Consider the following 13,840-nt stretch of genomic DNA (forward strand, 5'->3'; position numbering starts at 1 on the left):
CGATGGACGCGGGCAACATGCTCAAGCCCGCCCTCGCCCGCGGGGAGCTGCACGTCATCGGCGCCACCACCCTCGACGAGTACCGCAAGCACATCGAGTCCGACGCCGCGCTCGCCCGCCGGTTCCAGCCGGTGATGGTGCCCGAGCCGAGCTGCGAGGACGCCATCGAGATCCTGCACGGGCTGCGCGACCGCTACGAGGCCCACCACCAGGTCCGCTACACCGAGGACGCGCTGCGCGCCGCCGTCGAGCTGTCGGAGCGCTACATCACCGACCGGTTCCTGCCCGACAAGGCCATCGACCTGATGGACCAGGCCGGGGCGAGGGTCCGGCTGCGCACGCGCACCCCGTCGATCGACCGGCGCGGGCTGGAGCAGCAGCTCGAGCAGCTCGAGCGGGACAAGGACCAGGCCGTGGCCGACGAGCAGTACGAGCAGGCCACCGAGCTGCGCGACCGGATCGCCGAGCTGCGCGTCCGGCTCACCTCGACCGTCGATCCCGACGACAGCGTGCCGGAGGTCGGGGTCACCGAGATCGCCGACGTCGTCTCGCGCCAGACCGGGGTGCCGGTCTCCGAGCTCACCGAGACCGAACGCAGCAGGCTCCTGCGCCTGGAGCAGGAGCTGCACAGCCGGGTGGTGGGGCAGGACGAGGCCGTCACCGCCGTGGCCGAGGCGATCCGCCGCAACCGGGCCGGGCTGGGCGACGAGGACCGCCCGGTGGGCAGCTTCCTGTTCCTGGGCCCGACCGGGGTCGGCAAGACCGAGCTGGCCCGGGCGCTCGCCGTGGCGCTGTTCGGCGAGGAGGACCGGATGGTGCGCCTGGACATGAGCGAGTACGGCGAGCGGCACACGGTGGCGCGGATGATCGGGGCGCCGCCCGGCTACGTCGGTTACGGCGAGTCCGGCCAGCTCACCGAGGCCGTGCGCCGCAGGCCGTACTCGGTGCTGCTGCTCGACGAGATCGAGAAGGCGCACCCGGACGTGTTCAACATCCTGCTGCAGGTGCTCGACGACGGGCGGCTCACCGACGGCCAGGGCCGCACGGTCGACTTCCGCAACACCGTGGTCATCATGACCAGCAACGTCGGCTCCGAGCTGATCTCCAGCCAGGGTGCGACGCTCGGCTTCGGGAGCGCGGCCGCGACGTCGAGCCAGGACGACGCGGCCCTGCGCGACCGGATCATGCCGCGGCTGCGCGAGGTGTTCCGGCCCGAGTTCCTCAACCGCATCGACGAGATCATCGTGTTCCGCAGGCTCGACGCCGAGCAGCTCACCACGATCACCGACCTGCTGCTCGAGGACACCCGCCGCAGGCTCCGTGCGAAGGACGTGACGGTCGAGTTCACCCCGGCCGCCGTCGCGCGGCTGGCGGAGCTGGGCTACCAGCCGGAGTTCGGGGCACGACCGTTGCGGCGCACCATCCAGCGCGAGGTGGACAACCGGCTGTCGGGGCTGCTGCTGGCGGGAGAGCTGGGACCGGGCAGCCACGCGCGGGTGGACGCCCGCGACGGCGCGTTCGACATCCAGGTCACCGAAGCCGCCACCGCCCGGTGACTACCCTGCCATCGTGGACCGTTCCGGGCCCCCCGCGGCCGTCGTCTTCGACATCGGCGGCGTGCTGGGTGGCTCCGAGGCCGGCGGGGCCGTGCTCGCGGCCGAGGTCGGGGTCGAGTCGTCGTCCTTCACCGCCGCCTACTGGCGCCACCGCGACGGGTACGACCTCGGTAGCGACGCCGAGGAGTACTGGAGCCGCGTCGGGGCGGACGTGGGGCGCACGTTCACCCCCGCCGAGATGAGGCGACTGGACCGGCGCGACGCGCAACGGTGGGCCGGGCTCGCACCCGGCATCGCCGCGCTCCTCGCCCGCGTCGCCGCAGCCGGGGTCCGGATGGGGCTGCTCTCCAACGCCCCGCACTCGTTGGCCACGGAGGTGCGGGGGTCGGCGTGGGGGGCGATGTTCCCGACGAAGGTGTTCTCCTGCGAGGCGGGGGTGGCGAAACCACGACCCGGCGCGTACGCGGCCGTCGAGGACGAGCTCGGGCTGTCCGGCGCCGACCTGCTGTTCTTCGACGACCGGCCGGTCAACGTGGCAGCGGCCCGGGAGCGCGGCTGGTGGGCCCACCGGTGGCAGGGTCCCCGGCAGTGCCTCGCCGACCTCGCGGCGGCAGGCGTGCACGTCCCGGGGCGGGCAGGACCGGACGCCGACGGCCCCGTGTTCTAGGTGTAATGCCCATGAGCGTTGTTGACGGCGTGTCGGCCTGAGGACATGTGTCCCCCCAGTGATCACGGAGGCTCTGCCGACCGCGCCTCTCTTCGCGACCTTTTACGCGGCGAGGTGCAAGAGTGGTTTTCGGCGTGGTCTTCGCTGCGGGTCGATCCAGGCCGGGGGGATCAGCTCGGGGAGCCCGTCGCGGATGCGTACTTCCCACTCGGAGTGGTGCTGCAGACGGTGACAGGTCCGGCAGAGCATCACGCAGTTGTGCAGGGCGGTGTCGCCGCCGTCCTGCCAGGCTGTGATGTGGTGGACCTCGCACCATGACGGCGGCCGCCCGCACCCGGCGCAGCCGCCATCGACGACCACACTTGCCTGGCCTACGCCGAGATCCACCTCGACGAGAAAGCCCACCGCTGCCACCTACTCATCAGCCGGGTCGACAACCCAGCTAGGCATTACATCTAGGGCCGCAGGCCCGCCACCACCCGCAGATCGACCACGAGTGCGGCCAGCGCCTCGTCCCGCGCCTCGGCCGGGCCGCGCAGGATCGCCGACGGGTGCACGGTCGGCACCAGGCGGTGTCCCTCCCAGTCGAGCACCTGCCCGCGTGTGTCGGTGATGCGGAACGACGGCCCCATCAGCGCCTTGCCCGCGACGGCACCGAGGGTGGCCACCGCGGCGGGACGCACCGCACGCAGCTCCCCGTCCAGCCACGGGCGGCAGGCGCGGATGTGCGTGACGCCGGGTGTCTTGTGCAGCCTGCGGTTGCCCCGGCGCTCGAACCGGAAGTGCTTTACGGCGTTGGTGAGGTACACCTCGGCGCGGTCGATGCCGGCGCGCTCCAGCGCGGTGTCGAGGACGCGACCGGCCGGGCCGACGAACGGCTCGCCCGCGATGTCCTCCTTGTCGCCCGGCTGCTCCCCCACGAGCATCAGCCACGCCGCGGGCGGGCCCTCCCCGAACACCGTCTGGGTGGCGGGCTCGTAGAGCTCGCAGTTGGTGCAGTGCGCGGCCTCGTTGCGCAGCGCGTCCAGGTCGATGGCGGTGGTCTCCACCCCGTGGTGCTACCCGCCGCGACCGCACCGGAACCGCCCCGCACTCAACGGTGGGGGAAGGCGGCGAGCTCCACGGTGTCGCCGCGGACGACGGTGCGCAGTCGCCCGTCGTGGCCCCGGCGGCGCATCTCGGCGACGAAGTCCTCCAGCGGGCTCCGGAAGACTCCGTAGTCGTCGTAGTGCACCGGGACCACGGTGGCGGGCCGGATCAGCTCGACGAGGTCGGTGCCCTGCCTGCCGTCCATCGTGACGAGCACGCCGAGCACCTTCGTCCCCCCGAGGTGGGTGATCATCACGTCGATGTCGGGGAAGCGGTCCCGGATCGAGCGCAGCTCGGGCACCCGCAGGGTGTCCCCGGTGACGTAGACGCGCAGGATCCGCTGCCCGTTGCGTTCGAGGTCGAGCACGCTGCCCATCACCGGGGGCAGCAGCCGATGCACGCCTGCCGGACCGTGCCGGCCGGGTACCGACGTGATCCGCAGGCGCTCCCCCGCGCGGGTGCTCTCCCAGTCCTCCCAGGTCGCGAGGCCGGTGGCGCCACCGAACCCCCACCGCTGCAGGCGCTTCGCGGCGTGCCGGGTGGTGATGACGGGTGGTGTCCGGGGCAGGTCGCGCCGGGCCACGCGGTCGAAGTGGTCGCCGTGCAGGTGCGAGAGCAGCACCACGTCCAGCGGCGGCAACGCCCCGATCGACAGGGCGGGATCGGTGAGCCGCTTCGAGGTCAGCCCGTATCCCAGGTGGACCCGTTCCCCGCGACGCAGGAAGTTGGGGTCGGTGAGCAGGGTGAACCCGCCGAGGCGCAGCAGGGTCGTCGCCGTGCCCACGAAGGTCAGCGAGGCGTGCTCGTCGCTCCGGGCGCCGGCACCGTGGTCGTCCATGTGGGCGTGGATACCCGCGTGATCAGATCCGACACCTCCTCCTGGACCTCGCGAACCGGAATCTGCCCGAGGAAGGACGGCCGGTGCTCGCACCCCTCGCCGGGCCGGTGCGGGTGGCCTGCCGTGCTGCAGTCGGCTCCGCACTCGGGACAGTGCAGCGTCCAGCTCAGCAGGGGGCGGTGGCGGGTCCGGGTCGGCGCTGCCGCGTTGATCGCGTTACCGCACCAGTAGAGCCCCACGGTGGCCGTGCCCACCGCCCTGGCGAGGTGCAGCGGCCCGGAGTCGTTGGCGACGACCACGGCACAGCGGCGGAGCACGGCGGCGAGCGTCCCGAGGCCGGTACGTCCGGTGAGGTCGGTGACGGGCGTCGAGGCCGCGGCGACCACGGCTTCGCTCGCCGCGGCGTCCGCCCCGGCGCCGACGAGTACCGGACGCGCACCCGCGGTGTTCACCGCGTCGGCGACGGCCGCGAAGCGCTCGGCGGGCCAGCGCCGGCGGGCGTCGGTGGCCCCGGCGTGCAGCGCGACCCAAGGGCCGTCCCCGGGCAGCAGCGCGGCGGCGGCGTCCCGTTCCGCGGCGGACACGGCCAGCAGGGGGTAGTCGGCCGGGCCGTCCGCGCCGGCCAGCCGCACCACTTCGAGGAACCGGTCGGCCTCGGGCTGGTAGTAGCGGTACGGCACCGTGTCGTCCAGCGGTGGCGCGCCGTCCGCGCGCAGCCCGATCGACCGGCGTGCCCCCAGCGCCCGGACCAGGGGGTTCGACACACCGCCCCCGCCGTGCAGCTGGACGGCCAGGTCGTAGGCGTCGTCCCGCGCCGCGGCGAGGAAGCCCGGCAGCTCGGACCCGGGAGGGACGCCCGCGGGCTGCCCGGCCAGGCCGTCGACCTGTGGCAGCACCAGCACCCGGTCCACCGGGCCGGGACGGCCGGTGAGGAACCTCGCATGCCACGGCGCCCCGAGCAGCGTCAGCTCGGCCTCCGGATAGCGCGTGCGCAGCGCGGCCAGGGCCGGGGTGACCATCAGGTAGTCCCCCAGCGCGTTGCAGCGCAGCACCACGATCCGGCGGACCGGCCCGGGCACGGCGTGATCCACCACCATGGCCGCCGGATTACCCGGCGCCGGTCGGGGTAAGCACGCCGGGTGGACGAGAAGATCGTGCTGGTGCTGCGGGCGCTGAACCTCGGGGATCTCCTGGTGACGGTGCCCGCGCTGCGCGCCCTGCGCCGAGAGTTCCCCGGCCACCGCATCGTGCTCGCCACCCCGCAGGTGCTGGCACCCCTCGTCGAGCGGACGGGTGCCGTGGACGAGATCCTGCCCACCGCCGACCCGGGGCAGCTGCGCTGGGACCGGCGGCCACCCGACCTCGCGGTCAACCTGCACGGCACCGGCCCGCAGAGCCACCGCGCCCTCGACGCACTCGCACCCCGACGGCGGATCGGCTGGCGCGCGCCGGGGTGGGACGGCCCGTACCGGGACGAGATCGCCGCCCGCCACCCGCACGAGCGGGAACGCTGGTGCGCGCTCCTGACGGAGCACGGGATCCCGGCCGACCCCACCGACCTGCGGCTGGCCCCACCGGTCCACCCGGGCCCGGCCGCCCCCGCACTCGTGCACCCCGGGGCCCGGTTCGGCGCCAAGCGCTGGCCCGCGGACCGCTTCGCCGAGGTCGCCGCGGCACTGGAGCGGCCGGACCGGCCCGTGCTGGTCACCGGCACCGCGGACGAGCACGTCCTGGCCGACCGCGTCGCGAACGCGGCCGGCCTGCCCGGCGACCGGGTACTCGCCGGACGGACCGACCTCCACGAGCTCTGCCGCCTGGTCGCCGGGGCCGCGCTGGTGGTCAGCGGCGACACCGGGATCGCCCACCTGGCCGCGGCCTTCGGGACGCCGTCGGTCACCCTGTTCGGGCCGGTCGGTCCCGAACAGTGGGGGCCGCCCCGCGACGGTCCGCACCGCACGCTCGGCGACGCGTCCCTCCGCCGGGGCGACCCCTTCGCCGACGACCCCGACCCGGCCCTGCTGGCCGTCACGGTGGCCGAGGTGTTGACCGCTGCCGCGGCCGTCCGCCGCCGCGGCGGGGAGCTCAGCGACGCGGTCAGCCGCTGAGACCCGCCGGCGGTCCGCCACCGACGGCAGTCGCTACGGGGACGGGCGGCGTCGCGTTCTCGGCTTCGGCGCCCGTGGCTGCGGCGTCGCCTGCTGGGGAGCGCCCTGCTGGCGGGTTCGCGCCCGGGCCCCGGCCGGATGCCGGACGGGCGCGGACACGGTCGTGCGGGCCGGCCGATAGGGCACCGCGACGACCTCCCCTCCCCACGAGCGCACGAGCGGGGTCTCGGGCAGCTCCGCGGGATCGTGGTCGCCGCCCTTCACCCAGAGGTCGGGACGCAGCACGTCCAGCACGCGGCGGGGGTCGTCGGCGTCGAACACGGCCACGGCGTCCACGCACTCCAGCGCGGCCAGTGCCGCCACCCGCTCAGCCAGCGGCACGACCGGTCCGCCCGGCCCGGCCCGCCTGCGCACCGACTCGTCGGAGTTGACGAGCACGAGCAGGCAGTCCCCGAGGGCCCGGGCGGCGGCGAGGGTGTCGGTGTGCCCGGTGTGCAGCACGTCGAACGAGCCGCCGGCGGCGACGACCGTGCCGCCCCCGGCCCGTACCCGTTCGGCCAGCGCGGCGGCCGCGTCGAGCCCGGTGCCGGCCGGCCGCGGCGCAGCGCCCGCCCCCCGGGGCTGGGTCCACCGCGCTCCCTCGCGGCGCACGGTCGCACCCCCGCCGAGGGCGATGAAGTCGGCCGTACCGGCGACGGCCTCGGCGACGGCGTCGTCCACCGTCTCGCCGCGGGCGAGCGCGGCGGCGACCCCGCCGGCGAAGTGGTCACCCGCACCGCACGGGTCGCTCTCCTGCACCACCGGCGCGGGCGCGGCGGAACAGGCCCCGTGCCGGTGGCGGACGACAGCACCGGACCGGCCGAGGGTGACGGCCACCGAGCGGGCCTCCCACCGCGTGAGCAGGCGCGCGGCCAGTTCGAGGGCGGCGGGCACGCCGGACCCGGGGACGGGAGCTCCCCCGGCGGCCCCCCGTGCCTCCGCCAGGTTCGGCGTGACGACGGTGGCGCCGGGAACCGGGTCGGCACCCCGCGGGTGCGGGTCCCAGACGACGGGGACCCGGCGGGTGATCACGCGGGCCAGCGCGGCCCGCACGTCCGGGTCGGCGGCGACGCCACGCCCGTAGTCCGACACCAGCACGGCGCCCGCGTCGGCCAGCGCGGTGTCCAGGTCGAGGCCCGCTGCGAACCCGGGCTCGGGACGGGCGGCACCCCGGTCGGTGCGCAGCATCGACCGTCCACCGGCGCGCAGCCGGCACTTCACCACCGTGCCGCCCTCGGCCGGGCCGGCGACGACATCGACCGCGCCGTCGAGCAGCCTTCGCAGCCGCTGCCCGGGCCCGTCGTCCTGGAGAGCCGTGACGAGCCGCACCGGGACATCGCGCCCCGCCACCAGCACCGCAGCCAGCCCGGCCCCTCCGGGACGGTCGTGCTCCCCCTCCACCGCGAGCACGGGCGCCGGCGCATCCGGGCACAAGCGGTCCACGCTGCCCTCGACATCGATGTCCAGCAGCGTGTCCCCGATGACGACGACACCGCGCGCACCGCCCGGGCCCATCACCGGCTCCCCGCGAGCTCGAGACCGACCACGTCGCGGGCCTGCACCGTCCGGTCCGGCACCGTGGTCGGCGACTCCAGGTGGCAGGCCCCCGAGGGGAGGATGCCGGCGCCACCGGCCCTGGCCAGTACCCGCTGCTGCACCAGCACGTCCTCCCCGCAGTGCAGCTCCGGCAGCTCGGGCCAGAAGCCGAAGCCGCCGACGGCGTCGAGCTCCCGGCGGTCGTAGAGCACGCAGCCCCCCACCCAGGCGATCTTGTACGGGACCCAGCGCTCGCCCGGCCGGACGTGCCGATGCGTGAGGTGCACGGGGTTCGCCGCGTTGTGCAGGGTCCAGCGCTGCCACTCAGGCGTGCCCGGGTGGATCCGCTCCGGCTGCGGCCGTCCCCACCAGCGCTCGAAGGGCTCCAGCTCGACCGGCCGGTAGTCGTCCAGGTAGGACAGCCCCTGGACGGGCGCGCCCACCAGTCCACACCGCAGCTCCACGATGGCCTCGTGCAGCCGGGCGACCGTCCCGGACTCCAGCCAGACGTCGTCGTCGAGGAACAGGACGTATCGCGCCGACGAGCGCGCGAGCAGGGCCGCCCGGTGCTCGGCGAGCCCGCGGCGCGGCAGGTGCCGGCCCAGCCGCACCGGACGACCCGTCGCGGCCAGCACGCGCAGCATCGCCTCGGCGGGTGCGGTGTCGTAGGACGCCACCCCGGTGGACTGGTCGCTCACGACCACTCCGAACGGATGGTCCTGCGCGGCGAGCCCGGCCAGTGTCGTCGCGAGCTCGACGGGCCGGTCGACCGTGGGGATCAGGACGTCGAGGTCAGGGATCATGCCCGGCCCGCCCGGATCCGGCCGACGATGGCCGTGGTCGAGTGGTCCGACAGGTAGTCGAGCACGCGCACCTCTCCGCCGAGACGTTCCACGATCGGTGTCTCGGGCAGCATCTGCGGGGTGTAGTCCCCGCCCTTGGTGTAGACGTCGGGGCGCACCAGCTCGATCAGCTCGGCCGGGGTGTCCTGGGTGAAGGCGGTGACCACGTCGACGCAGTCGATCGCCCCGACCACACCGGCCCGGTCCTCCAGCGGGTTGACCGGACGCTCGGGGCCCTTCAGCCGGGACACGCTCTCGTCGCTGTTCAGCGCGACGATCAGCACGTCGCCCAGCGCCCGGGCCTGCCGCAGGTAGGCGACGTGGCCGCGGTGCAGCACGTCGAAGCAGCCGTTGGTGAACACGATCCGCTCCCCGCGCCCGCGGTGGTCGGCGACGATCGCGAGCAGGTCGCGGTGGGTGAGCAGGCCGCCGCGGTCGGACGCGGCCAGGCGCGCGGTGAGCGCACCGGTCGAGCACACGGCCGTGCCCTCCCGGCCCACCACGACGTCGGCGGCGCACTGCGCGAGAGCCGGCGCGTCCTGCGCCGCGATCCCGGCGGCGAGAGCGGCGGTGTAGGCCGCGGCGAACGTGTCGCCCGCGCCGCACGCCCTGGCCTCCGGGCCCGGCCGGGCCGTGGTGACCTGCGGCGGGGCGGTGGGATCGGCGGGCAGCCGCACCGCACCGTCGACGTCGAGCGTCACGAGGACGTCCGCGCCGCCCGCCGCGGCGACCAGTGCGTCGCGGTGGCGCACGACCCAGTCCGTACGGGCCGGCCCGGACAGGGGCACCGCCTCGACGCCCCCGAGGAGGGCCGCCGCCTCGGACGCGTTCGGGGTGACGACATCAGGCCGCAGCCGCGTCCAGCCGGCAGGCGACCGCGCGTCCACCACGAGCAGCGGGATCTGCGGACGCAGTGCCTCGAGGACCGCGAGCACGTCGGCGGCCACCGCACCGAGGCAGTAGTCGGCCACCAGCACGGCATCCACCCCGGTGCGTACGGCTCGCGCCACTGCCGCGGCGACAGCGGCACAGGTGGCGGCCGCCGGACCGGCGGCCGGCCCGTCGTCGTAGCGGGCGACGGGCTGCCCCGCCGACACCAGCCTGCGCTTCACCACCGTCCGGCGCCCCGGCTCCGTGACGCAGTGCGCGGTGCCCACGCCCGCGTCCTGCAGCAGCCCGCGCAGCGTCGTGGCGTCGGCGTCGTCCCCGAGCACGGCGACCAGCTCGACCGACGCACCGAGTGCGGCGAGGTTGGCGGCCGCATTGCCGGCGCCGCCGGGGGTGTGGCGGGTCTCGGCGAGCTCCACGACGGGCACCGGCCCGTCGCGGCCCAGCCGGCGGGCGGGGCCGGAGAGCCACCCGTCGAGCAGCGCGTCACCGACCACCACGATCCGCGGGGCACGTTCGGCGATGTGGCCCGCGAGGGCGGCCGGAACCGGCCCGGCCACGGTGATCGGGACGGTCAGGGGGTCGACGCGACGATCCATCGGTCCTCCTCGGGGGATGCGGGGGTGGAGGCCAGCGCCACGGCGGCAGCGGCGAGATCGCCGGCAGGAATGTCGAGACACTCGTGGTCGAAGGGGCACTGCAGCTGGCGGCACGGCGAGCACGCGACCGCGCACCCGAGCAGGGCGGCGGGCACCGAACGGGGCCGCAGGTCGTCGGGGAGCTCGGTGCCGGCGTAGGTCACCGCGACCGGGGTGCCCACGGCGTCGGCGAGGTGCATGCCGCCGGAGTTGTTCGTGATCGCGACGGCGGCGCGGCGCAGGAGCGCGGTGAACACCGGGAGCGCCACCGGCGGCACGGCCGTCACCCCGGGGCGACCGGCCGCCGCCACCACGCGCTCGACCAGGCCCGTCTCCCCCGCGGAGCCGGCCACCAGCACCGGCAGCCCGTCCCGCGCCACCTGCGCCGCCGCCTCCCCGAAACGATCCGACTCGTATCGCCGCGCCGCGCAGGACGCGCCGGGGGCGAGCACCGCGAACGAACCGGGCGGGTGCAGCCCGGCGGCCGCCTGCTCCGCGTCGGCCGGGATCTGCAGGGACGGTGCGCGGCCGCGGTCGGGGACCCCGACCGCCGCCAGCAGATGCAGCGCCCGGTCCACCTGGTGGGTCGTGTCCGGCGGCGGCGTCACCCAGTGCGTGGCCACCGCCCCGCCGAACTCCCGGGAGTGGACGACCCGGGTGCCGATGCCGGCGAGCAGCCCGAGGTGCGCCACGGGCCACGGCGACTGCGAGAACGACGTGAACACGAACAGCACGTCGTACCGCCCCGTGGTGAGCCGGTCGAGCAGCTCCCGCTCGCCCGCCGCCGTCCCGGCGGTGCCTGAGAGCTGCTGCCAGGACGGCGACACGGCCAGCACCCCGTCCAGCACGTCGATCATGGGCGCGACCGTGGCCCCGACGGGCGAGGCGAGCAGGTCCAGCCGTGCGTGCGGGGCAGCGGCGCGGATCGCGCGCAGCGCCGGAGTGGTGGTGACGACGTCGCCGATGTTGTCGGCGCGGACCACGAGGATGCGCCGGGCCGCGCCGAGATCCACCGGGCCGCCCCGGTCCGCGCCGGGGTGGCCGAGCGGGGCCCCGGCGACCGTGCCCCGGTCGCTCAGGGCCACGACGGCTCGGTCGAGGCGCACACGACCATCTCCCGCACCTCGCAGCCCTCCGGTCGGGTCAGCGCGTACAGCACGGCGTCGGCCACCTCGGCGGGATCGTTGAGCTGCGCGTCCGGTCCCGGCTTGTACTGGTCGGGCCGCCCGTCGAAGAACGCCGTGTCCATGCCGCCGGGCACCAGCAGCGTCACGCCGACCTCGCCGGCCAGCTCGGTGGCCAGCGCGCGGGTCATCCCGACCACGCCGAACTTGGACGCGCAGTAGGCCGAGGCGTCCGGCAGCGCGCGCAGCCCGAGCGTCGACGCCACGGTGACGATCCGGCCGCGGTTGGCCTTGAGTGCCGGCAACGCGGCGCGGATCACCGCGGCGGTGCCGAGCAGGTTGACCGTCACCACCTTCTCCCAGTCGTCGGCTGCGACGTCACCGAGGGCACCGCAGCTGTCGGTGCCCGCCGCGGTCACCACGGCGTCGAGCCCACCGGCCGCGGTGACGAGCTCGCGGATCGCCTGCTCGCTCGCCCGCCCGTCGGCGAGGTCGGTGACGACCGACAGCGCGTCGCCGAGCTCCGGGCCGGCGTCCACCGCGACCCGGTCGACCAGCAACGGGCGGCCACCCGCCGCGGCCACGGCACGGGCGAGCGCCCGGCCGAGGCCGGACGCGGCCCCGGTGACCAGCACCGTCCCGACCAGCCGCGGCTCGCGACCCGTCCGGGTGGGGGCTTCGAGGATCTCCGTCATTTCTGTCCTTCCGTCACATGTCGTTCCGTCATGCCCCTCCGGCCGGCGCCTCGTCCGGCCCGGGCGGTCGCGAGAACGGGGTAGAGCCGGCGCACCGCGGACACGACCTCCTCGGGCGCGACGCCGCCCAGGCACGGGTGGCCGGGCACGGGACAGTCGCGGGCACGGCTGTCGCGGCAGGGCGCGGTCTGGTCGCCGAGCAGCACCTGCGGCACCCGGTAGGGGCGCCACTTGACCGCAGGCACCACCGGCGCGAACAGCGACACCACCGGGGTGCCGACGGCGGCCGCCAGGTGCGCGGCGCCGGTGTTGCCGACGACCAGTGCGACGGCCCCGGCGAGCACGCCCGCGAGCTGGGCCAGGTCGGTGCGGCCGCCGAGGTCGAGGGCACGCCCCTCGGCGACGGTGGCGGTGAGCGCACGCTCCCCCGTGCCACCGGTGACCACGACGGGCAGCCCGAGCCGCTCGAGCATCCGCGCGGCGCGGCGATGGTGCTCGACCGGCCACCGCCGGGCCGCCACGGCGGCGCCCGGGTGCAGCACGACGTAGGGGCGGTGGGCGAGCGGGCCCAGCAGCGCTCCGACCGGTGGCGGGTCGGTCACCGCGAGCCTGCCGTGGTCGCCGGGAGGCAGCCCGAACCCCGCCGCGGCGGCGATCGCGAGTGCCCGCTCCGGCTCCGGCAGGTCCTCCGGCAGATCGTCGCCCGGTCCGTCCCCCGGGCGCAGCCGCACGTCGAGCAGCGAACCGGGGTAGTCGACCGAGGCGCCGGTGATCCGTCCGACCCCGGCCAGCCGCAGCACCAGCGCCGTCGGCAGCGGCGACTGGTGGAACGAGGTGAGCAGCACCGCCTCGTCGAACCGGTGTCCCGCCAGCTCCGCCACCAGCCGGTCCACCTCGGAGCGCCGCACCGGCGGGGCGGGGTTCACCGACCACGGGGCGGCCCACTCGATGACGCGGCGCACGCCGGGCAGCAGCCGCCCCGCCGCGACCCCGTCCGGGCCGCACAGCAGGGTCACCTCCGTGTCGGGGGCGGCTGCCACGGCTCGGACGGCCGGGCCGGCGAGCAGGACGTCACCCGCCCCGTCGAGCCGCGTGACCAGTACCCGCCGGGTCACCGGGCCCCCACGGGCTCGAGCAGGTGCTGCACCGCCCCCATGAGGTCCGCCCGCACGACCGGTGCCGCGGCCACCTCCTCGGGCCGGGTCACGGCGGTGGGCACGAGGACGGCCGCGGCACCCGCCGCGGCTGCGGCCTCGACGTCGGCCCCGATGTCGCCGACCACGGCGACGCGCCCGGGCGGCAGGCCCAGGTGGCGGGCCGCGGCCAGCACCATCCCCGGCCGGGGTTTGCGGCAGGCGCACCCGTCGTCCGGGCCGTGCGGGCACACCTGCCACACCGCGAACGGCCCGAGGAGCTCGTCGATGCACCGGTTGACCGCGGCGGCCTGCTCCGCGCTGATGAGGCCGCGCGCGATCCCCGACTGGTTGGTCACGACGCCGGTGGGGATCCCGGCGGCACGCAGCAGATCGAGCGCCTCCCGCGCCCCCGGAACCGGCGTGACCAGGGCCGGGTCGCCGTTGTACGGCACGTCGACGACCAGGGTGCCGTCCCGGTCGAACAGGACGGCGTCCGGTGCACGATGGACGATCACAGCGGGAGAGGTGTCCGAGCGCGGCCCCGATAAACGCCTCCGGCGAAAACTGCTACTCCGCGTGCGCACTACTACTCGGCGTCACCAACCCCGGGGGCGGCCTGGGGCGCCTGGATTGCGGGCTCAGTCTCCGCGGGCGGCGGCCAGCAGCAGCTGTCTCTTATACACAGCT

The 13,840-nt window shown here is 75.7% G+C and carries 14 protein-coding genes; 3 read left to right on the forward strand and 11 right to left on the reverse strand.

The window, feature by feature from the left end:
* On the forward strand, positions 1 to 1,556 hold a 1,556-nt coding region (locus HF577_RS32640; RefSeq protein WP_169399855.1), incomplete at its 5' end, for an ATP-dependent Clp protease ATP-binding subunit.
* Between the two features lie 13 nt (positions 1,557 to 1,569).
* Positions 1,570 to 2,223, forward strand: a complete 654-nt coding sequence (locus tag HF577_RS32645; RefSeq protein ID WP_169399856.1) for an HAD-IA family hydrolase — start codon at positions 1,570 to 1,572, stop codon at positions 2,221 to 2,223.
* A gap of 102 nt (positions 2,224 to 2,325) precedes the next feature.
* Here HF577_RS32645 and HF577_RS38935 read toward each other — a convergent pair whose 3' ends face one another.
* Genes HF577_RS38935 through HF577_RS32665 form a run of 4 tightly spaced genes read right to left on the reverse strand, consistent with a single transcriptional unit; the run spans position 2,326 to position 5,229 of the window.
* A complete protein-coding gene (locus HF577_RS38935; protein ID WP_211175200.1) occupies positions 2,326 to 2,628 on the reverse strand; it encodes an HNH endonuclease signature motif containing protein in 303 nt (100 codons plus the stop codon).
* A gap of 50 nt (positions 2,629 to 2,678) precedes the next feature.
* Positions 2,679 to 3,272 (reverse strand): UdgX family uracil-DNA binding protein, encoded by a 594-nt coding sequence (locus HF577_RS32655; RefSeq protein WP_169399858.1) that lies wholly within the window; start codon positions 3,270 to 3,272, stop codon positions 2,679 to 2,681.
* 44 nt (positions 3,273 to 3,316) lie between these two features.
* Positions 3,317 to 4,150 (reverse strand): MBL fold metallo-hydrolase, encoded by an 834-nt coding sequence (locus HF577_RS32660; RefSeq protein WP_169399859.1) that lies wholly within the window; start codon positions 4,148 to 4,150, stop codon positions 3,317 to 3,319.
* The gene (locus HF577_RS32665; RefSeq protein ID WP_211175201.1) at positions 4,102 to 5,229 is read right to left on the reverse strand and encodes a glycosyltransferase family 9 protein; all 1,128 of its coding nucleotides are present in this window, start codon (positions 5,227 to 5,229) and stop codon (positions 4,102 to 4,104) included. Before HF577_RS32665 ends, HF577_RS32660 begins: the two co-directional genes overlap by 49 nt.
* A gap of 60 nt (positions 5,230 to 5,289) precedes the next feature.
* Here HF577_RS32665 and HF577_RS32670 point away from each other — a divergent pair, with 60 nt between their 5' ends.
* Positions 5,290 to 6,255 (forward strand): glycosyltransferase family 9 protein, encoded by a 966-nt coding sequence (locus HF577_RS32670; RefSeq protein ID WP_312859537.1) that lies wholly within the window; start codon positions 5,290 to 5,292, stop codon positions 6,253 to 6,255.
* Between the two features lie 33 nt (positions 6,256 to 6,288).
* Here the strand turns inward: HF577_RS32670 and HF577_RS32675 are convergent, their stop codons facing one another.
* From HF577_RS32675 to HF577_RS32705, 7 genes are read right to left on the reverse strand one after another with little or no spacing between them, the layout of a single operon-like run.
* Complete coding sequence (locus HF577_RS32675; protein WP_169399861.1) at positions 6,289 to 7,809, reverse strand: PfkB family carbohydrate kinase; 1,521 nt, start codon at positions 7,807 to 7,809, stop codon at positions 6,289 to 6,291.
* Positions 7,809 to 8,633, reverse strand: coding sequence for a glycosyltransferase family 2 protein (locus HF577_RS32680; protein WP_169399862.1), 825 nt, complete (start codon positions 8,631 to 8,633; stop codon positions 7,809 to 7,811). The genes HF577_RS32675 and HF577_RS32680 overlap by 1 nt, the downstream gene beginning before the upstream one ends.
* Positions 8,630 to 10,159, reverse strand: a complete 1,530-nt coding sequence (gene rfaE2, locus HF577_RS32685; protein ID WP_169399863.1) for a D-glycero-beta-D-manno-heptose 1-phosphate adenylyltransferase — start codon at positions 10,157 to 10,159, stop codon at positions 8,630 to 8,632. The genes HF577_RS32680 and rfaE2 overlap by 4 nt, the downstream gene beginning before the upstream one ends.
* Positions 10,135 to 11,304, reverse strand: a complete 1,170-nt coding sequence (locus HF577_RS32690) for a glycosyltransferase family 9 protein (protein ID WP_211175202.1) — start codon at positions 11,302 to 11,304, stop codon at positions 10,135 to 10,137. Before HF577_RS32690 ends, rfaE2 begins: the two co-directional genes overlap by 25 nt.
* The gene (locus HF577_RS32695; RefSeq protein ID WP_169399864.1) at positions 11,274 to 12,017 is read right to left on the reverse strand and encodes an SDR family oxidoreductase; all 744 of its coding nucleotides are present in this window, start codon (positions 12,015 to 12,017) and stop codon (positions 11,274 to 11,276) included. The genes HF577_RS32690 and HF577_RS32695 overlap by 31 nt, the downstream gene beginning before the upstream one ends.
* Positions 12,014 to 13,132, reverse strand: a complete 1,119-nt coding sequence (locus tag HF577_RS32700) for a glycosyltransferase family 9 protein (protein WP_169399865.1) — start codon at positions 13,130 to 13,132, stop codon at positions 12,014 to 12,016. The genes HF577_RS32695 and HF577_RS32700 overlap by 4 nt, the downstream gene beginning before the upstream one ends.
* Positions 13,129 to 13,668, reverse strand: a complete 540-nt coding sequence (locus tag HF577_RS32705) for a D-glycero-alpha-D-manno-heptose-1,7-bisphosphate 7-phosphatase (RefSeq protein WP_169399866.1) — start codon at positions 13,666 to 13,668, stop codon at positions 13,129 to 13,131. The genes HF577_RS32700 and HF577_RS32705 overlap by 4 nt, the downstream gene beginning before the upstream one ends.
* Positions 13,669 to 13,840 lie beyond the last annotated feature (172 nt).

The organism is Pseudonocardia xinjiangensis, assembly GCF_012911925.1.
GTDB lineage: Bacteria > Actinomycetota > Actinomycetes > Mycobacteriales > Pseudonocardiaceae > Pseudonocardia > Pseudonocardia xinjiangensis.

What these genes read in the sequence shown, in the direction of transcription:
- HF577_RS32660 (WP_169399859.1), bottom strand. Translation starts at nt 4,150, where the DNA reads ATGGACGACCACGGTGCCGGCGCCCGGAGCGACGAGCACGCCTCGCTG.
- HF577_RS32675 (WP_169399861.1), bottom strand. Translation starts at nt 7,809, where the DNA reads ATGGGCCCGGGCGGTGCGCGCGGTGTCGTCGTCATCGGGGACACGCTG.
- HF577_RS32680 (WP_169399862.1), bottom strand. Translation starts at nt 8,633, where the DNA reads ATGATCCCTGACCTCGACGTCCTGATCCCCACGGTCGACCGGCCCGTC.
- rfaE2 (WP_169399863.1), bottom strand. Translation starts at nt 10,159, where the DNA reads ATGGATCGTCGCGTCGACCCCCTGACCGTCCCGATCACCGTGGCCGGG.
- HF577_RS32695 (WP_169399864.1), bottom strand. Translation starts at nt 12,017, where the DNA reads ATGACGGAGATCCTCGAAGCCCCCACCCGGACGGGTCGCGAGCCGCGG.